Here is a 24,617-nt window from a genome sequence, read left to right on the forward strand (position 1 = left end):
TAACCCGTACCTGAAGATAAAACTGACGAGATACCAAATCCAACGAAATTTGCTAATAACGTGCTATTTAGGTCAAAAAACAATAATATTCCTGAGGTTAAGTTCGAAATGTACCAAAAAGAGTCTGTATTCGCGCGCAATTTATCAAAATCGCTGGCATAAAGTTTTCCCCAATAGCTTCCTGAACCCGGTGAATCTAATACACTCCCATGCCCGATAAATATAAAACCATTGCTCACGGCCAATTCCACATGAGTGTAAAAAACATAACTGGTCACATAAGGTCTTGATTTATAGGCATAACTCTCTTCACCTAAAAGAAATTTTTTGCATATTTCATCAATTTTATTTTGTTCTAACTTACCTTGCATTTCTTTAGAAAATACGCTTAGCGCTTGAATTTTAATGTCATTTTCATTAATCGCATCAATCATATTAGCCACCTTATTTAAAAAAAGGATATACCCAATAAATTTCAACACGGCAGCAAAGGCACAAATACCCAGAAAAATAGCCAACTTATGTTTAAAACCACATGATTTAAAACCATATAATTTAAAACCATATGTTCTATAACTATGTGACTAAGGTAAGTGCATGAAACCAATAAAGCAGTAACTTGAAAGATGGAGGGTATAAATAATGATTTTATCAATACTCACTTTCTACTTTCAGTTTTCAATTTTCAGATGGCGATAAAATTAAAAGAGTTTACGATAACTTGATTATAGTTTAACCATTTCATTGATATGGTTAATGGCTTTAAATCCCGAACCAATCTTTAACGTAACAAATTAAAACATAAGCATTTAAAAACAGAATTAGCCTATATATAAAAATATAGTACACGTTGTTATATTTTCAAGATAAAAATATCAATTAACTAAACTTTCTGGGTGAAATAGTCTTGTTTACAGGTAAATGACTAAATAAAGAAGAGATCACACCGTTTATAATGTAACCTCATAAATCAATAAGTTAACTCTAGTATTTCGATTAATGGAGAAAACCGACGATACCGTTAAGCATAAAGAATGCCCCTCTTCCACTGAACTGAAATTTCCTCGTTATCCAGCAAACCCTGCCCTTCTTTAGTAATAAAAACGCCCAACGCGGCAATTAGCGTTTCATTGTAATAGAGCAAAGGGGTTCTCTCTCTAAGCCAAGGCGCAACGCCCAACTCTTGCCATAATTTCTTACTGTGGCGGGAATGTTGCCGTCCCACAATACGGATATTGCCCTGAACACCAAAACGAACCGTCACTTGCTCATGACTGTTTGGTTTTCTCACGGTCATACAGTTTTCAATACTGTTTTCTTTAGCGCAGAGCAGCGTCCCTAACCCATCCGGTAACGTCAATTTCTGCTGTAAATCCCATTCAAGCATAGAGTCCGTCAGATTCTGGTATTGGGGCACCAGCCAAAGTTGCTGCCGGTAACGGCGAATATCATGTTGTCCTAATCTAAAGCGAGGCTCTGCATCTTGCCGAGCGAGTGCCACTTCTGACCAAATTCGTTGGAGCTGCTCCCGTGCCGGCATTTTTATGCCACACTGATGAAGCCACCGTCGCAACAACGCATTCCGTTTTGCTTCAGAACTGTTTTCCAAAGGAGGAATAGCGATTGCACCTTCCGATGTAACCAATGAATACAAAGATTCTTGCAGCAATTCATCCAACAATTGTTCTTGTTCCCCACATAAGCTGGCACTACGGGAAACCGCTTGCGGAAAATGAGGCCAGCGCTGATTGAGTAACGGCATGATATTCAGGCGCAAAAAATTACGGTCATAGCGATCATCTTGATTACTATCATCCTCAACCCATTGTAATTTTTGTGCCTGTGCATAGGCTTCCAATTCTGCACGGCTGACATCGAGTAATGGACGAATCAATGTCGTTCCCGCAAACGGCATTCTGGGTGGCATGGAAGATAATCCCGCCGGACCACTGCCCCGTTTCAATGCCAATAAAAACGTTTCTGCCTGATCATCAAGATGTTGCGCCGTCATTAAAACTTCATCCTGCTGTAGCTCATGTTGGAAAGCGTGATAACGCGCATTTCGTGCTGCGGCTTCAATTCCATTCTGGCGGGTATTCAGCTCGACTTGTTCAGTCCGGAAATCAATCTGCCAATCAGCGCAAACCTGACGACAATGTTCGACCCATAAATCGGCCTTTGGGTTTAAACCATGATGAATATGAATTGCCCTTAATGCCATTCGCTCACGATCCAATTGATGTGATTGAGTTCGCAAACGAACAAGCAAATGCAGCAATACGGTGGAATCTAATCCACCGCTAAATCCGACCAAAATCTTTTTATGCTGACCAATCTGTTCTGCCAACGTGGTAAGCAGAAAATCATAAGAACTTGCCATTATGGAGCCATAACCTTTCTTTTTTATTGACCAGATCAATCCTCAATCAGATCATCTGTCATTTTATTTTGTTCAGGCGTTTTTCTCTGATTACTGATACACAGCAACCCAGAAATAATCACCAGCGCTAATCCAAACACATACGCAGGCACAAACGCATCACCAAAAAACAGGATAATCCACATCATCGACAAAACGGGGGATAAGAACAGGATTGAGGCAATCTTATGAGAATCAGGGGCGTTCATGGCCTTAAACCAAATAATATACGAGACGCCATTCAGTATGATGCCGTTAAGCAACGTTGGCATCAGTGAATCACCGTCAGGTAAGTTAATGCTGCTGAAAGCAAACATAAATATCGCAGAGACTAAGGTAGAACAGGTGAATACCCAGAATGTACTAATATAAGGATCAATAGCAAATTGCCTCGATAATACCGACATTAATGCAAAACAAAATGCCCCGCTAAATACCAGTAACAATGCTTGGGGATGTTCTACCGCAATCTCGGTAATATTTCCTTTCGTGAAAGTAATCACAACGGCCATAAAGCCCATCGCAATGCCGATCATCTGCTTGATCGACAATTTTTCTTTAAACAGAAAAAATGACAATCCAATAATCATTAACGGCCAGCTATATTGGATCACCAAAACAGCAACCCCATTCTCAATGGAATAACCATAGTAAAGCAGTAAATAGAAGAAACAATCCAAAGCACCTAAGATAAGCACCTTAAGCATGACGGGAAACGGAATGAATAAAATTTTTTTCCAACTTCTCCCCATCATCAACGCGACAACAAATACCGCCAAAACAGACAAAATGTTTGACCAGAATAAGTATTGGAAGTGATCCATCGTTTTCTGACCAAAACGCGATATAGAAGGAATAAAGCTCCAGATAAACACGCAAGAAAATGCATAAATAATATATTTATATTTGGCCATAGAAAACTCAACTTATTTATTTTAAAGCTCAGCCTATGAGGCACCTATCCCATTCCTATAAATAGCAAAACAGGTGGAAATACTCGGGAATTATCACTCCTCAATACTTTCCACCTGATAAGTTTTCCATCTGCTATTCGCGATATTCAAAATAACGCCGTATTATGTGAAAGCCATCATATCAATAACAACCAGCTTCCAGAATTGACTTGCAGACCTTTTTAATTGTCGATCTTTTTATGCAGACTTAGCAGTAACCGTACTGCATCAAGCGCTCATAACGACGGTTAACTAACTCTTCACTCTCCAGCTCACTTAACTCAGAAAGATCAGCCAACAATTGAACTTTCAATGCTTCAGCCATTTTTTCATAGTTGCGGTGCGCACCACCCAGGGGTTCTGCAATAACCGTATCAATCAGATTCAACTCTTTCAGACGCGGTGCGGTATTTCCCATGGCTTCGGCCGCCAATGGTGCTTTTTCAGCGCTTTTCCACAAAATGGAAGCACAGCCTTCCGGGGAGATGGTGGAGAAGGTGCTGTATTGCAACATATTAATTTTATCACCCACACTCAGCGCCAACGCCCCACCAGAGCCACCTTCGCCAATCACCGTACAGATAACCGGTACGGAAAGGCGAGACATTTCACGCAGGTTACGTGCTATCGCTTCTGACTGACCCCGCTCTTCTGCACCGACACCAGGATATGCGCCAGGAGTATCAATGAAAGTCATGATTGGCAATTTGAAACGTTCTGCCATTTCCATCAATCTCAATGCCTTGCGATAACCTTCCGGTGATGGCATACCAAAGTTACGGCGGATCTTTTCTTTCGTTTCACGCCCTTTCTGATGGCCAATCACCATCACTGGATGACCATCAATACGTGCCAATCCGCCCACTATCGCTTTGTCATCAGCATAGGCGCGATCACCCGCTAATTCTTCAAAGTCAGTAAAGATGAGTTTAATATAATCCAGCGTATAGGGACGCAGTGGATGACGCGATAGCTGAGAAATTTGCCATGCCCCTAAATCAGCGAAAATTTTGCGAGTCAGCTCTAGGCTTTTTTCCCGCAGACGCTGGACTTCTTCATCCAGATTGATATCTAGCTTTTCATCTTGACGGCTAACTGCGGTGAGCGAATCGATTTTCGCTTCCAGCTCGGCAATCGGCTGTTCAAAATCCAGAAAATTCAGACTCATAACGTTCCTATTCTAGTCAAATTCTAATTCTACCTGCTCATTACCCAGCAGAGTTCGCAGATCTGTCAAAAGGGTGTCTGTCGGCGTTACCCGCCATGTTGCACCGAATCGTAAACGGGCGCGGGCATCTACCCGCTGATAATAAAGATGAACCGGTATCGTTCCTGAACGGTGTGGCTCCAATGCACCACGCAGGCGGTTCAATAATTGTTCATCAATTTGCCTGTCTGATAGCGAGATAGCAAGCCCACGTGCAAATTTTTCACGGGCCTCACTGATATCCATTAGCTCACGCACTGTCATTTTAAGCCCACCGCTGAAGTCATCAAAGCTGACTTGTCCGGTCGCAATCAAAATCTTGTCCTGTTCCAATAAATGCTGATACCTTTCCAACGCATCAGAGAACAGCATGATCTCCAGACGTCCTGAACGATCGTCCAACGTACTGATCCCAATCCGGTTTCCCCGTTTAGTCGTCATTATTTTGGCAGCTAACACCAAACCTACCACAGTTGTGACTTGACCACGAGGTGTCGGGTTCACATCTTTTAGACGCAATCCATTGGTATATCGTTCAATCTCTTTTAAATAGCTGGTGATCGGGTGTCCGGTTAAATACAAGCCCAGAGTTTCCCGCTCACCATCCAAGACCACCTGATCTGGCCATTTTGGCGTACTGGCATAGGAACGCTCAACCTGTTCGGGTTCTTCAGCCAACACACCAAACATATCCGTTTGACCCGTCGCTTCCGCTTTGGCATGTTGATCTGCGGCTTTCAGTGCGCCTTCCAGCGAGGACATCAGTGCCGCACGGTGTGGCCCCAGCCGGTCAAAGGCACCGGACATAATCAGTTTTTCCATCACACGGCGGTTGATTTTTTTAATATCAACGCGGGCGCACAGGTCGAACAGCTCCTTGAAATGGCCTTCTTCCTGCCGGGCTTCGAGCATCGCTTCAATCGGCCCTTCACCCACACCTTTAATCGCACCGATACCGTAAACGATTTCTCCGTCATCATTGACGTGGAAATGATACAAGCCGCTATTGATATCCGGGGGCAACACTTTCAGCCCCATGCGCCAGCATTCATCCACCAGCCCAACGACTTTTTCGGTGTTATCCATATCCGCGGTCATCACGGCAGCCATAAATTCAGCCGGATAGTGCGCTTTCAGCCATAAAGTCTGATAAGAAACCAGTGCATAAGCGGCAGAGTGCGATTTGTTAAAGCCATAACCCGCGAATTTCTCCACCAAATCGAAGATCTTCATCGAGAGTTCGCCATCAATGCCCTGTTTTGTCGCGCCCTCTTCAAATACTGACCGCTGTTTAGCCATCTCCTCTGGTTTTTTCTTCCCCATTGCACGGCGCAGCATATCTGCACCGCCAAGGGTATAACCCGCCAACACCTGTGCAATCTGCATCACCTGTTCCTGATACAGAATGATACCGTAAGTCGGCTCCAAGACGGGTTTCAGGGATTCATGCTGCCATTCAACGTCAGGGTAAGATAGCTCTTCCCGCCCATGTTTACGGTCGATAAAGTTATCTACCATGCCTGATTGCAACGGCCCCGGCCGGAATAGTGCCACCAATGCGATCATGTCTTCAAAACAGTCGGGACGCAGGCGTTTGATCAAATCCTTCATCCCGCGGGATTCAAGCTGGAACACGGCCGTAGTTTCAGAGCGTTGCAGCATATCGAAACTTTTCTTGTCATCCAGTGGAATCGCGGCGATATCAATCGGCTCCAGCCCCTGCCTGGCACGGCGGGCATTCACCATCTCAAGCGCCCAGTTGATGATGGTCAGGGTTCTCAGGCCAAGGAAGTCAAACTTCACCAGACCCGCATATTCCACATCGTTTTTGTCAAACTGGGTAACCGGGTTTTGCCCTTCCGGATCACAGTAAATCGGGGCAAAGTCGGTAATCTTGGTGGGTGCAATAACCACGCCACCAGCATGCTTACCGGCGTTACGCGTGACACCTTCCAGTTTGCGCGCCATGTCTATCAGCGCCTTAACTTCTTCATCCGCTTCGTAAATTTCAGGTAGCTGTGGCTCGGCTGCAAAGGCTTTTTCCAGCGTCATGCCGGGATCAGGAGGCACTAATTTTGATATTCGATCAACAAACCCATAAGGGTGCCCAAGCACGCGCCCAACATCGCGGATAACCGCTTTCGCCGCCATCGTACCAAACGTGATAATCTGCGATACCGCATCCCGCCCGTACATCTCTGCAACATGGTCGATAACCTGATCACGTTTTTCCATACAGAAATCGACGTCAAAGTCAGGCATCGATACACGTTCAGGGTTCAGGAAACGTTCAAACAGCAGATCGAATTCCAGCGGATCGAGATCGGTAATGTTTAATGCGTAAGCCACAAGGGAACCGGCACCAGAGCCTCGCCCCGGACCAACGGGGACACCGTTGTCTTTCGACCACTGGATAAATTCCATCACGATCAGGAAGTAACCTGGGAATCCCATTTGGTTGATAACGTTCAGCTCAATATCAAGGCGTTCATCATAGGGCAGACGTTTCTGCGCCCTGATTTCCGGATCGGGATAGAGAAACGCCAAACGATCTTCCAGCCCTTGTTTGGATTTTTCAACGAGAAAATCTTCAGTGCTCATTTCTCCTGTCGGGAATTGCGGCAGGAAATACTCACCAAGACGAATGGTGACATTACAGCGTTTAGCAATTTCTACGCTATTTTGTAGCGCTTCAGGAATGTCTGAGAAAAGCTCACACATCTCCTGTTCACTGCGTAGATATTGCTGAGGGCTGTAATTTTTAGGCCGTTTCGGATCAGACAGCGTATAACCATCATGGATAGCAACCCGGATCTCGTGGGCATCGAAATCTTCGCTTTCCAGAAAGCAGACATCATTGGTTGCCACCACGGGAAGATTTTTTTCTGCTGCCAGCGCCACAACCTCGTGAAGATAATTTTCTTCATCCTGACGCCCGGTACGGATCAACTCAAAGTAATAGCTGTCAGGGAAATGTGCCTGATAAAAATCGAGGCATTGTTCCGCCATCACCTGATTGCCACGCAGCAGGAATTTACCCACATCGCCCATGCGTCCACCCGACAGCAGGATCAGGCCTGTTTTATATTTTACCAACCATTCCCGCTTGATGGTGGGGCCGATCGCACCATATCCTTTTTGGTAAGCCTCTGAGATCAGCAAGGTCAGATTTTGATAACCCTCATTATTGCGGGCAAGGATCGTCAGATGGGCATATTCATCGCCCAACAAATCGCTTTCCACATAAAAATCTGCCCCGATAATGGGCTTGATACCGGCACCGTGGGCGCTGCCATAGAACTTCACCAACCCACATAAGTTGGTAAAATCCGTGATTGCCAAAGCGGGCATCCCCAATTTGGCCACTTTTTTCACCAACGGGCCGGTCTTAGCCAAGCCATCAATCATTGAATAATCGCTGTGAACACGTAAGTGTACAAAACGTGGTTCTGTCATAATCTGTCCAGATTTTTATCCAAGACCTAGCGCCCGTTTGACTGGCGCAAAACTTTTACGATGATGTTCCGTCGCCCCTAGAGAAGCCAGTTTTTCCAGATGCAGGGCGGTAGGATAGCCTTTATGTTGCGCAAAGCCGTAGCCAGGAAACTGTTTATCCAGTTCGGCCATTTCTCTGTCTCGGGTCACTTTGGCAAGAATGGAGGCGGCGCTGATTTCTGCAACCAGACTATCCCCCTTCACGATGGCTTGGGCTGGCATGGTTAATGCCGGGCAACGATTGCCATCGATGAGAACATAATCTGGGGTGACTGCCAACCCTTCAACCGCCCTTTGCATAGCAAGCATGGTGGCGTGGAGGATGTTGAGCTGGTCGATCTCTTCCGGCTCTGCACGGCCGAGACTCCAGCACAAGGCTTTCTCTTTTATTTCCAAATAGAGTGCTTCACGGCGTTTTTCCGTGAGTTTTTTCGAATCCGCTAAGCCTGCAATGGGTTTCGCCGGATCAAGAATCACTGCCGCCGTGACGACAGCCCCGACTAATGGGCCACGCCCGACTTCATCAACACCAGCAATCAAATTCGCCTGTGGATAAACAAAATCCATTATCTTCTCGCTAATTCCAAAACGGCTTGTGCGGCCTGTTCATCGGCATCACAGCGAATGCGTTTATGCAGATGCAAAAACGTTTGTTTTAACGCTGCCACATCCGCACCACCTTGCAAAAGAGGCAACAACGCCTCTGACAACGCTTTTGGTGTGCATTCATCCTGTAGTAATTCTTTAACTAATTCTTTGCCTGCCAACAGGTTAGGCAAGGAGAAATAGGGTGTTTTCACCAAACGTTTTGCCAGCCAGAATGTAAAAGGTTTCACTCTATAGCCCACCACCATCGGGCACTTGGCCAGCATACACTCCAGCGCTGCCGTACCGGATGCAAGTAACGCGGCATCACTGGCAATCATGGCTTCACGCGCTTTACCCTCCAATAAATGGAGCCGCAAATCCGGTGCTGCCTCGTTTTTAATACGCTGAAACTGTTCACGCCGTTTGGCATTAACCAAAGGCACCAATATATGCAGATCGGGGAATTTCTCCCGCAATAATTGGGCGGTTTTTAAGAAGTCAGCACTTAGCATCTCGACTTCAGCATGGCGGCTACCGGGCAAGATCGCCAGACAGTGAGCAGTCAGTGGAATATCCAACATTTTTCTGGCGGCGGCTTTATCTGTTTGCAAAGGCATGGCATCTGCCATCGTGTGCCCAATAAACCGACATGGAACGTTAAACCGATCGTAGAAGGCTTTTTCAAAGGGTAAAAATGCCAATACCAAATCCGTTGACCGCCCAATTTTAAACACGCGTTTCTGGCGCCACGCCCAGACAGATGGGCTAACGTAATGGATCGTTTTAATTCCCTGCTGCTTAAGCCGACCTTCCAAGGTAATGTTAAAGTCAGGTGCATCAATGCCAATAAACACATCAGGCTTCAACGCGGTAAAACGCGCGGTTAAATCCCTGCGTATTTTCAGCAAACGGGGCAAACGTCCCAGAACTTCAACGATCCCCATGACGGCCAGCTCTTCCATCTCATACCAGGTTTCACAACCTTCAGCCTGCATAAGAGGGCCGGCAACGCCCACAAAGCGGGCGTGCGGAATTTTTGCTTTCAATGCGCGAATCAACCCTGCCCCAAGAATATCACCGGATGTTTCTCCGGCGACCAAACCAATTGTCAGCGGGCGCTGATTATCAACAGAAGACAAGGTAGTCAAAGGAGTATCCTTCATCTACTTAACGAATAATGCCACGGCTGGATTTTACGGAATTTTCCAGAAAATCGCTGAATACTTTCACATGCGGGTTATTTTCTGCCTGAAGATCAATGTCTTGTCTGGCTTCGTCTAACGTTTTTCCGCTGCGATAAAGCGTCTTATAGGCGTGACGAATGGCATGCAGCGATTCTTTGTCAAACCCACGGCGTTTCAGACCTTCGATATTCAATCCGAAAGGTGTTGCATGGTTTCCCTGCGCGATGATGTAAGGAGGAACATCCTGAGCAACGCCGGAACAGCCGCCGACCATCACATGGGAACCAATTTGGCAGAATTGATGCACCGCCGTCATTCCACCGATAATGACATGGTCACCCAGAATAACATGCCCGCCCAACGTGCCGTTGTTCGCAATAATACAACGATCACCCACGATGCAGTCATGGGCGATATGGACGTTGATCATCAGCAAATTATCATTGCCGACTTGAGTTACCCCGCCCCCCTGAACCGTGCCCCGGTGGATAGAAACACTTTCACGAATGCGATTACGGTCACCAATTTCAACGCGGGTGGGTTCACCCTGATATTTGAGATCTTGATTTACCTCACCGATGGAGGCAAATTGATAAATCTGGTTATCACGACCAATCTTCGTTATCCCATTAACCACAACATGGGATTTCAATTCAGTCCCTTCACCAATCTCAACTTGAGCGCCGATATAACAAAATGGGCCAATGCGAACATTGGCACCAATAACAGCACCCTCTTCAACAATAGAAGAGGGATGAATAACAGCGGTTTGATCAATCATGGATTAAGCCTCACGACGGCGCGCGCACATCATTTCAGCTTCGCAAGCCACTTCTCCATCGACTTTCGCTACGCCCCTGAAACGCGCAACACCGCGACGTTCTTTAATAAATTCTACTTCCATGATCATTTGATCACCCGGCAGAACCGGACGCTTGAATCGAGCGCCATCAATCGCTGCAAAGTAATACAATTCACCTGGCTCCAGTGATCCAACACTTTTAAACGCCAGAATACCGGTCGCCTGAGCCATTGCTTCAAGGATTAAGACACCGGGGAAAATCGGTCTACCAGGGAAATGCCCCTGAAAGAATGGTTCATTAAATGATACATTCTTGACTGCGCGCAGAAATTTACCTGCCTCAAAATCTAAGACGCGATCTACCAACAAAAATGGGTAGCGGTGAGGCAGTAAATCTAAAATCTCTTCAATTTGCAGAGTATGATTATCACTCATCTAAATACTCTTCCTGTCATATAAGGATCATAATACTAACGACACGGCCTGCGTTAACCCTAAATTCAGAGTTATCAGGCAGGCCGCAAAATCAAAAGCACAACCAAAAATGCTAATTAAAAACGTTTAATCAAAAATGTCTATCCAAGATTCGGGTATGATTACTCGTTTTCACCTTCCAGTTGACGTTCAACTGACTTCAAGCGCTTATTCATTTCATTGATATTCATGACTAAAGCGGCAGTCTTACGCCAAGCCCTGTTCGGTTGTGACGGGAAACCCGATGAGTATACACCAGGCTCTGTAATCGAGCGTATCACCATACTCATACCCGTTATGGTTACTTTATCACAGATTTCCATGTGCCCATTAATGACACTGGCTCCGCCGATCATACAGTAACGGCCGACTTTCAAACTCCCGGCCATAATGACACCACCCGCTATTGCGGTGTTGTCTCCAATCGTCACGTTGTGAGCGATTTGGCATTGGTTGTCTATGATAACACCATTACCGATAACAGTGTTATCTAACGCGCCGCGATCAATGGTCGTGCTAGCGCCGATTTCAACGCGATCCCCGATAATGACGGTGCCTAATTGTGGAATTTTAACCCAATTTCCACGCTCATTAGCATAACCAAAACCATCGGAACCTATAACAGTTCCTGATTGGATCAGGCACGACTCACCAATTTCAACATAATGGTATATCGATACATTGGCCCAAAGGCGGGTTCCGACACCAATTTGCGCATTTTTCCCAATAAAACACCCGGCACCAACGATCACATTATCACCCAGCACAACACCGGATTCGATCACCGCATTGGCACCAACGGCCACATTTTCGCCCAGTACGGCTTCAGGGGAGATCACGGCTGACGGGTGGATATCCTGTGCAGGTTTCGGGGTCGTATCCATAATTTGCGCCATGCGTGCATAGGCGAGGTAAGGATCATTAACCACCAACGCGGCAACCTTGCAGTGAGGGAGGTCGGCTTCGCGCAGCACAACAGCCGCAGCCTGACAGCTAGCAAGTTTGTCAGTATAACGACTGTCGGATAAAAAGGTAATTTGCTCGTTATTAGCTGAATACATCGGCGCAATACCGGTGATGACGATATCGCCATCACCATGCAATTGCGCATTCAACTGCTGAGCGAGATCAGCTAATCGAATTGAAACCATCTACTTACTTAACCTGTTTCAGTACTTCTGCGGTGATATCTTTACTTGATGCAGAATACACAGCGGTATTCGCATCCAGCACAAGATCGTAACCTTCTTTGCCTGCAACCACTTTAACGGCATCCTGAATGCGGTTCAGGATCTTATTGCGTTCTTCCGTACTACGACGACGGTTGTCGTTTTCAAAGTTCTGCGCTTTCTGAGCAAAATCATCACGTTTTGCCATCACTTCTTTTTCCAATTTTTCGCGTTCACTGGCCTTCATCGTTGAACCATCACGCTGCAACTTCTGGATTTTGGTTTGTAGCTCAGATTCCATACGCTGTAATTCGGTTGCGCGGCCTTTAAACTCACTTTCCAACTGTTTTGCCACAGTTTCACGGGCAGGTAACTGTTGGAACACTTCAGCAACGTTCACTAAAGCAATTTTATCTGCCGCTTGCGCACCCGCAGAGAACGCTAATGCCATACCCAAACTTGCTGCACACAATATTTTCTTCACTATAAACTCCTTTGACCTACGCTATGTTACCTATCTAATAATAGGGCGATTTTCACCAAAAATGGTTAATAATTACCAAACCCCGCCAATATTGAACTGGAACTGCTCAGCTCTATCACCCGCATATTCCTTAATTGGCTTCGCATAAGAGAAGCTCAGTGGCCCTAACGGTGACATCCATTGCAGAGAAATACCCGCCGAAACACGGATGTTATTTGGCTTACTGTAGTCTGGCAACCCAGCGTCAGTCTTATTCCAGTTGGTATCCCACACCGTTCCCGCATCAACAAACAGCGAAGTCCGCAAGGAGTTGGCATATTTAGCATCCAAGAACGGGGTCGGGGTAATCAGTTCGAAACTGGCAACCCCCGTCGCATTCCCCCCCACTGCATCACGGGATGGGCTCTTATCTTTATCAGTTCCATCTAAATAAACCGCTTTCGGGCCAATATTATTTGAGCGGAAGCCGCGAACACTGTTGGAACCACCGGCATAGAAGTTTTCATAGAAGGGCATCTCTTTGCCACCAAAACCACCGCCATATCCCAGACGTGTACGCCCCATCAGCACCCATGCGTGATTATTATCCAGTGGGTAATAACCCGTTACGTTCCAAGTGACTTTATAGAACTGGTTATCTGAGCCGGGAATGGTCACCTTCGTATCCAGAGAAGATTTCAGGCCAGAAGTAGGGAAGAAACCACGGTCAAGATTGTTGTAAACCCATCCCATGGTGATTGAGAAGTCATTGGTATCAAACTTAGCCTTGTCTTTAAAGTTTGGATGGTCACCCATTTTATTCAAATAACGCCACATCGCGACTTGTGGGCGCATGTTAGACAGCGAGTTATGGATATAACCCAGTCTCAACGACAACCCGTTATTTTCATTCAGCGGGAAACCGAGCGAACCCTCAGTACCGTAGGCTTTATTGGTATAATTCGACAGGTCAGCATCATCGGCGCGGAAGTCGTTATAGAACAAACGCCCCCCCAAACTGACACCATCAACCGTAAAGTAAGGGTTGGTCATGGAGATATCAGCTGACGTTGAATAGTCATTTTTACTGGCGTTAATACTGACGGAGTTACCGGTTCCCAACCAGTTGGCTTGTTGAAGGCCAACCTGAAAACCCATGCCACTCTCTGTACCGAAACTCACCCCAAAGTTCATGGAGCCCGTATTGCGTTCTTTGACCTTGTAAACGATATCCACTTGATCCGGGCTGCCGGGTACACGTTCAGTTTCTACATCAACCGAGTCAAAATACCCCAATCGATTGAGGCGATCTTTACCCTGTTCAACCAAATCACTTCCCAGCCATGAGCCTTCCATCTGACGCATTTCACGGCGCAATACTGAATCTTTACTCACGTCGTTGCCTGAAAAACGGATTTTACGCACGTAGAAGCGATTACCAGAATCCACATTCACATGCAGTTTAACCGTTTTATCGGTGTCGTTAATTTCAGGTTGGGTCATTACGCGAGGATAGGCATAACCATGACGACCAAGCAGATTTTTGATCGCGGTTTCCATCTGGGTCACTTCTGCACCGTTATACAGCGAGCCAGGTTCGATCTTCGTTAATTCCTCGATTTGAGGCTGATAACCCGCCAAATTACCATTCAGATCAACACCCGCGATTTTGTACTGATCGCCTTCGGTGATATTGACCGTGATATAAATACCTTTCTTATCTGGCGTCAGGTTAACTTGGGTCGAATCAATATTGAAACGGGCATAGCCTCGGTCAAGATAGAAACTGCGCAAGGTTTCAAGGTCGCCGGCCAATTTTTGTTTCTGGTATTTCTGGTCAGCCGTCATGTTCCACCAAGGAACATCATCCCTGAGTTGGAAATGGTTAAGCAGCTCATTGGTTGAAAAGGCTTTATTGCCAACAATATTAATTTGTTGGATCTTGGCAGAAACCCCTTCAGAAAAAACGAGTTTCAAATCAACACGGTTACGGGGCAGAGGTGTGACAACCGCTTTTACTGTTGCGTTATATTTACCAACACTGTAGTAGAAATCTTCCAGCCCTTTCTCAATGCTGGATAGCATAGTGCGGTCAAGGGCTTCACCAACACGAACACGAGAGGCTTCAAGATTTTGCTTGAGCATGTCATCTTTCACCGATTTATTGCCGGTGAAAGTAATGCTGGCGATGGTTGGCCGTTCTTTTACCTGAACAACAAGTGAGTTGCCATCACGTAAGACACGAACATCTTCAAAGTTTCCCGTTGCAAACAATGAATGAATCGCGCGGCTAATATCTTCATCACTAACCGTATCACCTACCCGAACTGGCATGTTCAGTAATGCTGCACCAACGGTGACGCGTTGAAGACCCTCAAAATGAATGTCCCGAACCACGAATCCGTCTGAACTGTATGCAGTGGCGCTGCCGAACAGCAGCGACGCTATGAGCAACTTTTTCATCGCCATCGTTGTTATGCGTTTTCCTAACTGGTCCCCCACCTTAAAAGCGGGAGAAATCATTGAAAAGTGCAAGCCCCATTAATAACACCAGTAATATAGCACCAATGCGATAACTGAAGTCTTGTACACGCTCGGAGACTGGCCCTCCCTTGATCTTTTCGATCGCGAGGAAAAGCAAGTGTCCACCATCTAGTACAGGTAATGGGAACAAATTAATGATCCCAAGATTGACGCTAATTAGCGCCAAAAACATTAAATAATACACCAAGCCAGAATCTGCCGATACTCCGGCACCTTTGGCAATGGAAATCGGGCCGCTCAGGTTATTCAGTTTTACATCGCCCACAATCAATTTGCCGATCATATTGACCGTCAGCTTCATTAATTGCCAAGTCTTGTCTCCTGCCTCATAAATGGCAGAAAAAGGTCCATATTGCTGAATAACCTTGTATTCATCCGCCAATGGAATGATTTTCAGTTCGACGCCAGCAAATCCCTCCTCACGGCCATTGGATAACTTTCTGACTTCGGGGGTCAGAGACAGGGAAATCATTCCGCCTGCTCTTGCAACGTCCAATTTTAGAGGAATATTCGGATTCTTCCTGACAAAAGATGAAAAAGTGTGCCATACATCCACATCTTGACCATTGACTTTAACGATCCTATCCCCACTTTGTAAACCCGCTTTTTCAGCGGCTGAAGCAGGATAAACTTTTTCTACTTGTGAACTCAGCCGTGGTACAACAGGCATAATGCCTAGAGACAGTAAAACATCCTGCTTGGCGGGGTCGAAGGTCCATTTACGCAAATCCAGTGTTTTTTGAACACTGTTTTCTTGAAAACCACCAATCGTATTCAGGGGTAAAGCATCCACCGATACGGATGTCGCACCGACGTTGCCGACCATCGCAAGGCGTACTGCATTCCAATCAGAAGTTTCGATACCATTAACGGCTTTTAGTTCCATTCCGGGCAAAATTTTTGCCTGGGCAGCAATCGAGTTTGGCTTAACATCCAATACGACAGGGCGCACGGATGGCACGCCTATCACAAAAACCAGCCAATAAGCGAACACCGCCAGAATGAAGTTTGCGATTGGCCCAGCGCTGACAACAGCCGCGCGCTGGCCAATCGTTTTGTTGTTGAATGCCATATGACGACGTTCGGCAGCAACTTCGCCTACCCGCTCGTCGAGCATTTTGACATATCCACCAAGGGGGATCAGCGCGATAACGTATTCAGTTCCCTGTTTATCTGTCCGACGCCAAAGTACTTTGCCAAATCCGATGGAAAAGCGTTCAACGTAGATACCGCATCGTCTGGCAACCCAAAAATGGCCAAACTCATGCACTGTGATGAGAACACCCAAAGCAACAATAAATGCAGCCAGATTCCAGAGAATATCCATTACGTACCTTCAGAGAGTAAATCCAGAAGAAATCAACATCACCAATCCGGCAAACACCGGAACTGCCGCAGTCAGGCTATCAACCCGATCCATGACACCGCCGTGCCCTGGAATCAATTGACTACTGTCTTTAATCCCAGATTCCCGCTTGAACATACTTTCAGTCAAATCACCAAAGACCGAGGCAATCACCACCACCGCAGAAATCAGCAACAGATGTTCCGGCATCGCGGGGACAGGGGCAAATTGACTGAACAACCACGAAATCAACGCGGCCGTCAATAACCCGCCAACCAGCCCTTCAAGGGTTTTGCCGGGTGATACTTTGGGCGCCATTTTATGCCTGCCCATGGTCCGGCCAAAAATATACGCGCCTGAATCAGCAGCCCAGACCAACAGCATGACGTACAACAACCACCATGCGCCATCATAGGGATTATTCTCATAGCCTTGGGTACGCAGCACCATCATTCCACAATAAAATGGCACGATAGTCAGCACCCCGAATAGCAGACGCCAGACAACTGACGATTGCCAGACGGAAGCAGAAGCCGGATAAGTCACCACCAATAAAATTGCGGCTATCCACCAAAGCATGCCAGCCCATAATAGATAGACAATTTGTGGTTTATCAATGAGATGAGAAAAATCCGACAACGAGTATTGCAAGGCCAGTAACCCTACAGCACATAACACAGCCAGCGTAATACGTTTAGCTTGAGTGAAAAGACCTGCAAATTGCCCCCATTCCCATGCCGCCAGTGCTGAAACAGCAATGACAACCAGCCCAAACCCGGATGGGGGGAGGAAAAACAGCGCTACAATAACAAGTGGAATCAATATCAACGTAGTTAAAAGACGGTACTTCAGCAAGTTCTCCTCCTATGATCCCACTTTGGCATCGTCTGGTATTGTTCCGCCAAATCGGCGTTCTCGTTTAGCAAAGGCATTAATCGCACCTTCAAAAACAGTTTCATCAAAATCAGGCCAAAGTATATCGGTAAAATACAATTCTGCATAAGCGATCTGCCATAACAGGAAATTACTGATGCGATGTTCGCCCCCCGTCCTGATCACCAGATCGACTTCAGGCTGCTGACTTAAATTGATGAAGTGACCCACTGTCGCTTCGGTAATCTCTTCGGGAACCAGTTCATCGGCTTTAATCTTTTCAGCGATTTGTTTAAAACTTTGAATCAGATCCCAACGACCACCATAGTTAGCCGCAATATTAAGGTGCAAACCGGTATTGCCTGCGGTCAATTCAACTGAACGACGAATACGTTCCTGCAACCGTGAGCTGAAACGACTAATATCGCCAATAACAGACAATTTCACATTGTGTTTATGCAGGCTTTTGACTTCATTATCGAGAGCAAAAACAAACAGCTCCATCAATGAACTGACTTCCTGCTGTGGGCGATTCCAGTTTTCGCTGCTAAAAGCATATAGCGTCAGTGATTCAATGTGGTGTTTCACTGAAAAACTCACGGCATTCCGCACGGCTTTGATCCCTGCACGGTGGCCAAAAACTCTTAATTTGCCGCGTTTTTTTGCCCAGCGACCATTACCATCCATAATGATGGCAACATGTCTGGGTAACGCTGGCAATGAGTCACTATCACTGGGAGATATCACTCAAAATAATCCTTAAATAACTAAGCTGACCTTCTGGTAAACGCAATCACTTCCAAACATGAAAAAGCCGTGTCACGTGTCAATAATCACCACGGATATCACGGCTATTTTTCTGGTACAACCTGAATGAAAGCCTTTATCTTTGATATGATTACACGCTTATCGATGATTAGAATGTAGGCACCAGATAATTGAAACGGCTATTATAGCAACTATAATTTACCCGCGAACTATATCACTTGCCAAAACGCAAACCTATACCTATTAATAAAATTGGCTATTTGGCGAAGGTGCTGATGGCTTCTCTCGCTAAAACCCTTGCCATGTTATCGATTTCCAAGACCTCTTCGATACTTTGAGGTTCAGATAAATTGACTTTTTCAACGACCCATCGATTGATGGCCGCAATATCAGTGAAACGGATGCCACCTTGCAAAAAAACATCAACGGCTTCTTCATTGGCGGCATTCAACGCCGTTGTTGCCGCCTGTCCTTGATGACAAGCCTCAATAGCCAATTTCAGACAAGGATAACGCTGATAATCCAGGGATTCAAAAGTGAGCATACTCAATTCGGTAAAATCCAATGGCTTTGCACCCGATGGAATGCGGTTAGGATAAGCCATCGCATAAGCGATAGGGGTACACATATCCTGTGTTCCCAATTGTGCAATGATGCTGCCATCCTGATAACGAACCATGGAATGGATAACCGATTGGGGATGCAGTAATACTTCCATTTCATCGGCGGAAGCATTGAACAGGTAACGCGCTTCGATATATTCCAGACCCTTGTTCATCATGGTCGCGGAATCAACCGAAATTTTACGTCCCATTGACCAGATAGGATGGGCACATGCTTCATCTGGCGTCACATCAGGCAGTTTATCCAAAGATGTCTGGCGAAACGGCCCGCCTGATCCCGTCAGAATAATGCTGGAAATACCGTGCTCTTTTAGACTGACATTGCCAAGATTGTGCTGCACCTCTTCCGGCAGGCATTGGAAAATGGCATTGTGTTCGCTATCAATGGGCAGCAATTGCGCTTGATATTGGGCAACCGCATCCATAAACAGGCGACCACTGGTAATCAAAGATTCTTTGTTAGCCAGCAGCACTTGTTTGCCTTGGCGGATCGCGGCCAACGTCGGCAATAAACCGGCAACGCCAACAATGGCCGACATGACTTGATCGACGTTTTCCAATGCCGCTAAATCACAAATGGCCTCTTTACCGGACAGCACTTCGGTTTGGCTTCCCTGCACCTGCAATAACTGGCGCAGCGCTTTTGCTGACGACTCATCTACCATGGCGGCATATTGCGGGTGAAACTCCAGACATTGCTGTGCCATGACTTCAATATTTTTCCCAGCCACCAGTGCAACGACACTGAATTTCCCCGGGTTATTTCGGACAACAGAAAGCGTACTTTTCCCAATCGAACCCGTTGAGCCAAGAATAGTTAACCGTTTCATTTTTATACTCTAAGTATGCTACTGATATAAAATCGCAATGGAAAATTGCAACAGAGAACCGTCATAGTTTGAGCGGTGCGGATAGCTATGTCCATCGCTTGAGAAAGAAATGTGATACGAAGTGTCATATCCGAGATAAGAACAACGCCGCAAAAGTGGCGGCGTTGTCGGCATGAAATGGCAATTAGAAATCCATCAACTCAGTTTCTTTATTTGCCAGCGCTTCATCAACTTTCTTAATGAAGCTGTCAGTCAGTTTCTGAATTTCGTCTTGTGAGCGACGCTCTTCATCTTCACTGATTTCTTTGTCTTTCAGCAGAGCTTTAACTTTCTCATTCGCATCACGGCGGATGTTACGGATGGAGACACGGCCTTGCTCCGCTTCTCCACGCACAACTTTAATGAGATCTTTACGACGCTCTTCTGTCAGTGCTGGCAATGGAACACGAATAATGGTTCCAGCAGAAGAGGGGTTCAGGCCCAGATCAGAAGCCATAATGGCTTTTTCAACCGCCGCAGTCATGGAACGATCAAATACCGTGATCGCCAAAGTACGGGCATCTTCTGCAACGACGTTGGCAATCTGGCGCAGTGGCGTTGCAGAGCCATAATATTCAATGCTGATGCCATCCAACAGACTTGGAGAAGCACGGCCAGTACGGATCTTGTTAATTTGGTTTTTCAGTACTTCGACGCTTTTTTCCATGCGGTCTTGTGCGTCTTTTTTGATTTCATTAATCACGTTACAAACCCTTGGGAGATGGTTATTTTTTAGGCCACACTGCGTAATCCACAGATACGTGAGTCAAATACGCTAAGGCGCATGTGGCCCTGTGTCATTAAATTTGGCGCATCAGGACGTGATCATACCGTCAAATTTCACCGATGTCTCTGAGTAAGAGCGGTGAAAAATCAGCCGTGAGAAATCAACGTACCTTCACTTTCCCCCATCACAACACGACGAAGTGCGCCTGGTTTGTTCATATTAAAGACACGAATTGGCAGGTTATGGTCACGCGCCAGCGTAAAGGCGGCCAGATCCATCACTTTCAATTCACGCTCCAATACGTCCTGATAAGTGAGCTTATTGTAGAGAACAGCTTCAGGATCTTTTGCCGGATCAGCAGAATAGACGCCATCAACTTTGGTTGCTTTTAACACAACATCCGCTTCAATTTCAATGCCACGCAGACATGCAGCGGAATCTGTTGTAAAGAACGGGTTACCCGTACCCGCAGAGAAAATAACAACCCGACCGTGACGCAATAAACTGATCGCCTCAGCCCAGCTATAATTGTCACACACGCCATTTAGCGGGATAGCGGACATCAAACGCGCGTTCACATAGGCACGGTGCAAAGCATCACGCATTGCCAGACCATTCATCATCGTTGCCAGCATGCCCATGTGGTCGCCGACGACACGGTTCATTCCTGCTTCTGCCAAACCGGCACCACGAAACAGGTTGCCTCCTCCAATAACGACACCGACCTGAATACCCAGTTCAACCAGTTCTTTGACTTCCTGAGCCATGCGGTCTAAGACGCTGGCGTCGATACCAAAACCTTCTGCGCCTTGCAAGGCTTCTCCACTGAGCTTAAGCAGGATTCTCTGATATACGGGTTTTGCATTGGTTGCCATGGTGTTCAGTCCTAAGCAGATAAGGATATTGGGGATTGATTACGATTCACTCAACTACGACACATCCACGCTATGTAGCCCAGATGTCAAAATTCATCATGAGATAAAACAGAACCGCCAATCGGCGGCTCCGTTCAAGAAAATTAAGACTGTTTGCTCATTGCAGCAACTTCTGCTGCAAAATCAGCTTCAACTTTCTCAATACCTTCACCCACTTCAAAGCGGATGAAGTTGATCACTTTAGCATTGTTTTCTTTCAGCAGATCGCCAACCGATTTGCTTGGGTCCATCACGAAGTTCTGACCCGTCAGAGAGATTTCACCGGTGAATTTGTTCATGCGGCCAGAAACCATTTTCTCTGCGATTTCGCGAGGCTTACCAGACTGCATTGCGATGTCCAACTGGATCTGATGCTCACGCTCAACCACGTCAACAGGGACGTCAGTTGGGTTAACATATTCCGGCTTGCTTGCAGCAACGTGCATGGCGATATGCTTGATCAGCTCTTCGCCTGCGCTTTCAGCCGCAACCAGAACACCGATACGCGCGCCGTGCAGGTAAGAACCCACAGCTTCACCTTCCAGGATAGCAACGCGACGAATGTTGATGTTTTCACCAATCTTCGCAACCAGATTAGCGCGCTGTTCTTCGAACTTCGCTTTCAGTGCGTCGATGTCAGCGTTTTTGTCTGCCATAACGGAAGCGATAACTTCTTTACCGAATGCCAGGAAGCCCGCATCTTTGGCAACGAAGTCAGTTTCACAGTTCAGTTCAACGATAGCTGCGAATTTAGCATCAGCCGCAACTTCAACCAGGATAACACCTTCAGCAGCAACACGGCCTGCTTTCTTAGCCGCTTTTGCTTGCCCTGATTTACGCATGTTATCGATAGCCAGTTCGATATCACCATTTGCTTCAACCAGTGCTTTTTTACATTCCATCATGCCTGCGCCAGTACGCTCACGCAGTTCTTTTACCAGAGCAGCGGTAATGTCAGCCATTTGTTTTATTCCTCGATGTGTCTCGCGGGAAGATAATATTCCGCGTGGAAAGTTCTATATCAGATAATAGTTCTATATCAGATAGTTAAAGGGGGCCGTGACCGGCCCCCTAACCAATATATTTCAATACCTGGTCAATAAGGGCTCAAACAAAAATGAGCTGGCCTTATTATTCAGCGTCTACCAGACCTTCTTCAGCCTGAACAGCCAGATCTTGAGAACGACCTTCACGAACAGCGGTAGCTGCGGCGGTCAGGTACAGTTTAACTGCACGGATTGCGTCGTCGTTACCAGGAATGATGAAGTCAACACCGTCTGGATCAGAGTTGGTATCAACGATAGAGAATACAGGGATACCCAAGTTATTGGCTTCTTTGATAGCGATGTGTTCATGTTCTGCATCGATAACAAACAGAGCATCAGGCAGGCCGCCCATGTCTTTGATACCGCCCAGGCTGTTTTCCAGTTTGCCAAGCTCACGAGTACGCATCAGCGCTTCTTTTTTGGTCAGCTTGTCAAAAGTACCGTCCTGAGACTGAGATTCCAGATCTTTCAAACGCTTGATTGACTGACGAACAGTTTTCCAGTTAGTCAGCATACCACCTAACCAACGGTGGTTAACGAAGTATTGGTCACAGCCCAATGCTGCTTCTTTTACTGCTTCGCTGGCAGCACGCTTGGTACCAACAAACAGGATTTTACCTTTACGGGAAGCAATCTTGTTCAGCTCTGCCAATGCATCGTTGAACATTGGAACAGTTTTTTCCAGATTGATGATATGAACTTTGTTACGAGCACCAAAGATGAAAGGTTTCATTTTTGGGTTCCAGTAACGAGTCTGGTGACCGAAGTGAACGCCAGCTTGCAGCATATCGCGCATGGAAACAGTTGCCATTTTAAACCTCTAAAAAGTTAATTGGGGTTATGCCTCCACAGATCCCATGACACCGACTCTTTAACTGCTGGCTATTCGTAAAAGACCTTCTCACAGGAAGGCCATTCACATGCATGAATTAACCGCATGAGAGCACCCCGGTGTATGTGTCGATCCGTGTGTGTTATTTACACAAAATGAGTTATTTAGTATCTCTGGCAAATTGCATCAAATCAGAAACAATTACCCAGAACACCGGCGCGCTTTATACCATAAATCGCCGCCAGACTCCAACATTTGTTACAACTACATGGGCCACGATTGAAAGGTGCGGGTGATATTGGCATCCATTCGGTGGGCTGATACCATTACCGACAACACTTCCTTTAATTAATATCAAATAGTCGGTAATTTTCTGACTTAAATGGACCCATTTCATGGCTATTTCTATCAAAACAGAAGAAGACATTCAGAAGATGCGGGTTGCCGGACGTCTGGCCGCCGAAGTTCTGGAAATGATTGAGCCTTATGTTAAGGCGGGTGTCACCACAGGTGAACTTGATCGTCTCTGCCACGAGCACATCACAGAAAAACAGCAGGCCATTTCAGCGTGCCTGGGCTACCACGGCTTTCCCAAATCCGTGTGCATATCTGTCAATGATGTGGTTTGCCACGGCATTCCCAGCGATGACAAGGCGTTGAAAGAAGGTGATATCGTCAATATTGACGTGACGGTCATCAAAGAGGAATTCCACGGTGATACATCCAAAATGTTCATTGTTGGCAAGCCAACCATTCAGGGCGAGCGCCTGTGTCTCGTCACACAAGAAAGCCTGTACCTCGCCCTGAAAATGGTCAAGCCCGGCATCCGCCTGCGTGCCATTGGCAAGGCCATCCAGCAATTTGTGGAGAGCCACGATTATTCGGTTGTCCGTGAATACTGCGGCCACGGTATCGGTAAAGGCTTCCACGAAGAACCGCACGTTCTGCATTATGATGCTGATGATGGCGGTGTTGTCTTGCAAAAAGGCATGGCCTTCACCATTGAGCCAATGGTCAACGCTGGTGATTTCCGTATCCGCAGCATGAAAGATGGCTGGACAGTGAAAACCAAGGATCGCGGTTGGTCTGCACAGTACGAACACACCCTTGTTGTTACCGATAATGGTTGTGAAATCATGACATGGCGCAAAGAGGAAGAAGCGCATATCCCTGCGGTATTAGTGAACGCGTAATTCCCCGCTGGCGCAATTGATTAAGGCTTCCTGACAACTCACAGGGAGCCTTAATCTCTGTCAATAATGCCTGTTCATCCTGTCATTTTCTCAGTAATCTGGTCATCGTGGTCTGTTTCCTCATGAGCT

At 46.4% G+C, this 24,617-nt stretch carries 21 protein-coding genes; 1 reads left to right on the top strand and 20 read right to left on the bottom strand.

All coding sequences use genetic code 11. The annotated features are described in order from the left end of the window. The 20 genes from PSI17_RS02900 to rpsB form a co-directional block, all read right to left on the bottom strand. Window positions 1-434, bottom strand: a 434-nt coding sequence (locus PSI17_RS02900; protein WP_273550522.1) for a VapA/VapB family virulence-associated protein, incomplete at its 3' end; no start/stop codon positions are given. 587 nt (window positions 435-1,021) lie between these two features. After that, complete coding sequence (gene tilS, locus PSI17_RS02905) at window positions 1,022-2,380, bottom strand: tRNA lysidine(34) synthetase TilS (RefSeq protein ID WP_273550523.1); 1,359 nt, start codon at window positions 2,378-2,380, stop codon at window positions 1,022-1,024. 35 nt (window positions 2,381-2,415) lie between these two features. After that, window positions 2,416-3,333 (bottom strand): DMT family transporter, encoded by a 918-nt coding sequence (locus PSI17_RS02910; RefSeq protein ID WP_273550524.1) that lies wholly within the window; start codon window positions 3,331-3,333, stop codon window positions 2,416-2,418. Between the two features lie 247 nt (window positions 3,334-3,580). Further along, window positions 3,581-4,540 (bottom strand): acetyl-CoA carboxylase carboxyl transferase subunit alpha, encoded by a 960-nt coding sequence (accA, locus tag PSI17_RS02915; protein WP_273550525.1) that lies wholly within the window; start codon window positions 4,538-4,540, stop codon window positions 3,581-3,583. Between the two features lie 12 nt (window positions 4,541-4,552). Continuing rightward, entirely contained in the window at window positions 4,553-8,035 is a 3,483-nt protein-coding gene (gene dnaE, locus PSI17_RS02920; RefSeq protein WP_273550526.1) for a DNA polymerase III subunit alpha, read from the bottom strand. 15 nt (window positions 8,036-8,050) lie between these two features. Continuing rightward, on the bottom strand, window positions 8,051-8,641 hold the full coding sequence (rnhB, locus tag PSI17_RS02925; protein WP_273550527.1) for a ribonuclease HII: 591 nt from the start codon (window positions 8,639-8,641) through the stop codon (window positions 8,051-8,053). Then, window positions 8,641-9,825, bottom strand: a complete 1,185-nt coding sequence (gene lpxB / locus PSI17_RS02930; protein WP_273550528.1) for a lipid-A-disaccharide synthase — start codon at window positions 9,823-9,825, stop codon at window positions 8,641-8,643. The genes rnhB and lpxB overlap by 1 nt, the downstream gene beginning before the upstream one ends. 4 nt (window positions 9,826-9,829) lie before the next feature. Further along, a complete protein-coding gene (lpxA, locus tag PSI17_RS02935; RefSeq protein WP_273550529.1) occupies window positions 9,830-10,627 on the bottom strand; it encodes an acyl-ACP--UDP-N-acetylglucosamine O-acyltransferase in 798 nt (265 codons plus the stop codon). A gap of 3 nt (window positions 10,628-10,630) precedes the next feature. After that, complete coding sequence (fabZ, locus tag PSI17_RS02940) at window positions 10,631-11,083, bottom strand: 3-hydroxyacyl-ACP dehydratase FabZ (RefSeq protein WP_273550530.1); 453 nt, start codon at window positions 11,081-11,083, stop codon at window positions 10,631-10,633. A gap of 161 nt (window positions 11,084-11,244) precedes the next feature. Continuing rightward, a complete protein-coding gene (lpxD, locus tag PSI17_RS02945) occupies window positions 11,245-12,273 on the bottom strand; it encodes a UDP-3-O-(3-hydroxymyristoyl)glucosamine N-acyltransferase (protein WP_273550531.1) in 1,029 nt (342 codons plus the stop codon). Window positions 12,274-12,277: 4 nt separating this feature from the next. After that, a complete protein-coding gene (skp, locus tag PSI17_RS02950; RefSeq protein WP_273550532.1) occupies window positions 12,278-12,775 on the bottom strand; it encodes a molecular chaperone Skp in 498 nt (165 codons plus the stop codon). Window positions 12,776-12,847: 72 nt separating this feature from the next. Further along, window positions 12,848-15,223: an outer membrane protein assembly factor BamA gene (gene bamA, locus PSI17_RS02955; RefSeq protein WP_273550580.1), complete on the bottom strand. Its 2,376-nt coding sequence runs from the start codon at window positions 15,221-15,223 to the stop codon at window positions 12,848-12,850. A 34-nt stretch (window positions 15,224-15,257) separates the two neighbouring features. Further along, a complete protein-coding gene (gene rseP, locus PSI17_RS02960; RefSeq protein WP_273550533.1) occupies window positions 15,258-16,625 on the bottom strand; it encodes a sigma E protease regulator RseP in 1,368 nt (455 codons plus the stop codon). Window positions 16,626-16,634: 9 nt separating this feature from the next. Beyond that, window positions 16,635-17,498, bottom strand: coding sequence for a phosphatidate cytidylyltransferase (cdsA, locus tag PSI17_RS02965; protein WP_273550534.1), 864 nt, complete (start codon window positions 17,496-17,498; stop codon window positions 16,635-16,637). Window positions 17,499-17,507: 9 nt separating this feature from the next. Beyond that, a complete protein-coding gene (gene uppS, locus PSI17_RS02970; protein WP_443255993.1) occupies window positions 17,508-18,203 on the bottom strand; it encodes a polyprenyl diphosphate synthase in 696 nt (231 codons plus the stop codon). Between the two features lie 337 nt (window positions 18,204-18,540). Beyond that, complete coding sequence (gene ispC, locus PSI17_RS02975; RefSeq protein ID WP_273550535.1) at window positions 18,541-19,737, bottom strand: 1-deoxy-D-xylulose-5-phosphate reductoisomerase; 1,197 nt, start codon at window positions 19,735-19,737, stop codon at window positions 18,541-18,543. Window positions 19,738-19,921: 184 nt separating this feature from the next. After that, window positions 19,922-20,479, bottom strand: a complete 558-nt coding sequence (gene frr / locus PSI17_RS02980; protein ID WP_273550536.1) for a ribosome recycling factor — start codon at window positions 20,477-20,479, stop codon at window positions 19,922-19,924. A 170-nt stretch (window positions 20,480-20,649) separates the two neighbouring features. Then, window positions 20,650-21,378 carry a UMP kinase gene (pyrH, locus tag PSI17_RS02985; protein WP_273550537.1) on the bottom strand — a complete coding sequence of 243 codons (729 nt, stop codon included), beginning with the start codon at window positions 21,376-21,378 and terminating at the stop codon, window positions 20,650-20,652. A gap of 143 nt (window positions 21,379-21,521) precedes the next feature. Then, window positions 21,522-22,379 carry a translation elongation factor Ts gene (tsf, locus tag PSI17_RS02990; RefSeq protein WP_273550538.1) on the bottom strand — a complete coding sequence of 286 codons (858 nt, stop codon included), beginning with the start codon at window positions 22,377-22,379 and terminating at the stop codon, window positions 21,522-21,524. Window positions 22,380-22,548: 169 nt separating this feature from the next. Further along, entirely contained in the window at window positions 22,549-23,274 is a 726-nt protein-coding gene (gene rpsB / locus PSI17_RS02995; protein ID WP_273550539.1) for a 30S ribosomal protein S2, read from the bottom strand. Between the two features lie 416 nt (window positions 23,275-23,690). Here rpsB and map point away from each other — a divergent pair, with 416 nt between their 5' ends. Next, window positions 23,691-24,488, top strand: coding sequence for a type I methionyl aminopeptidase (map, locus tag PSI17_RS03000; protein ID WP_273550540.1), 798 nt, complete (start codon window positions 23,691-23,693; stop codon window positions 24,486-24,488). Window positions 24,489-24,617: the final 129 nt, after the last annotated feature.

Origin of the sequence: Xenorhabdus sp. IM139775 (assembly GCF_028598745.1) — a bacterium.
Taxonomy (GTDB): domain Bacteria; phylum Pseudomonadota; class Gammaproteobacteria; order Enterobacterales; family Enterobacteriaceae; genus Xenorhabdus.

Coding starts and splice junctions, on each gene's coding strand:
- tilS (WP_273550523.1), bottom strand. CDS start 2,380: ATGGCAAGTTCTTATGATTTTCTGCTTACCACGTTGGCAGAACAGATT.
- PSI17_RS02910 (WP_273550524.1), bottom strand. CDS start 3,333: ATGGCCAAATATAAATATATTATTTATGCATTTTCTTGCGTGTTTATC.
- accA (WP_273550525.1), bottom strand. CDS start 4,540: ATGAGTCTGAATTTTCTGGATTTTGAACAGCCGATTGCCGAGCTGGAA.
- dnaE (WP_273550526.1), bottom strand. CDS start 8,035: ATGACAGAACCACGTTTTGTACACTTACGTGTTCACAGCGATTATTCA.
- rnhB (WP_273550527.1), bottom strand. CDS start 8,641: ATGGATTTTGTTTATCCACAGGCGAATTTGATTGCTGGTGTTGATGAA.
- lpxB (WP_273550528.1), bottom strand. CDS start 9,825: ATGAAGGATACTCCTTTGACTACCTTGTCTTCTGTTGATAATCAGCGC.
- lpxA (WP_273550529.1), bottom strand. CDS start 10,627: ATGATTGATCAAACCGCTGTTATTCATCCCTCTTCTATTGTTGAAGAG.
- fabZ (WP_273550530.1), bottom strand. CDS start 11,083: ATGAGTGATAATCATACTCTGCAAATTGAAGAGATTTTAGATTTACTG.
- lpxD (WP_273550531.1), bottom strand. CDS start 12,273: ATGGTTTCAATTCGATTAGCTGATCTCGCTCAGCAGTTGAATGCGCAA.
- bamA (WP_273550580.1), bottom strand. CDS start 15,223: ATGGCGATGAAAAAGTTGCTCATAGCGTCGCTGCTGTTCGGCAGCGCC.
- rseP (WP_273550533.1), bottom strand. CDS start 16,625: ATGGATATTCTCTGGAATCTGGCTGCATTTATTGTTGCTTTGGGTGTT.
- uppS (WP_443255993.1), bottom strand. CDS start 18,203: ATGGATGGTAATGGTCGCTGGGCAAAAAAACGCGGCAAATTAAGAGTT.
- ispC (WP_273550535.1), bottom strand. CDS start 19,737: ATGAAACGGTTAACTATTCTTGGCTCAACGGGTTCGATTGGGAAAAGT.
- pyrH (WP_273550537.1), bottom strand. CDS start 21,378: ATGGCAACCAATGCAAAACCCGTATATCAGAGAATCCTGCTTAAGCTC.
- tsf (WP_273550538.1), bottom strand. CDS start 22,379: ATGGCTGACATTACCGCTGCTCTGGTAAAAGAACTGCGTGAGCGTACT.
- rpsB (WP_273550539.1), bottom strand. CDS start 23,274: ATGGCAACTGTTTCCATGCGCGATATGCTGCAAGCTGGCGTTCACTTC.
- map (WP_273550540.1), top strand. CDS start 23,691: ATGGCTATTTCTATCAAAACAGAAGAAGACATTCAGAAGATGCGGGTT.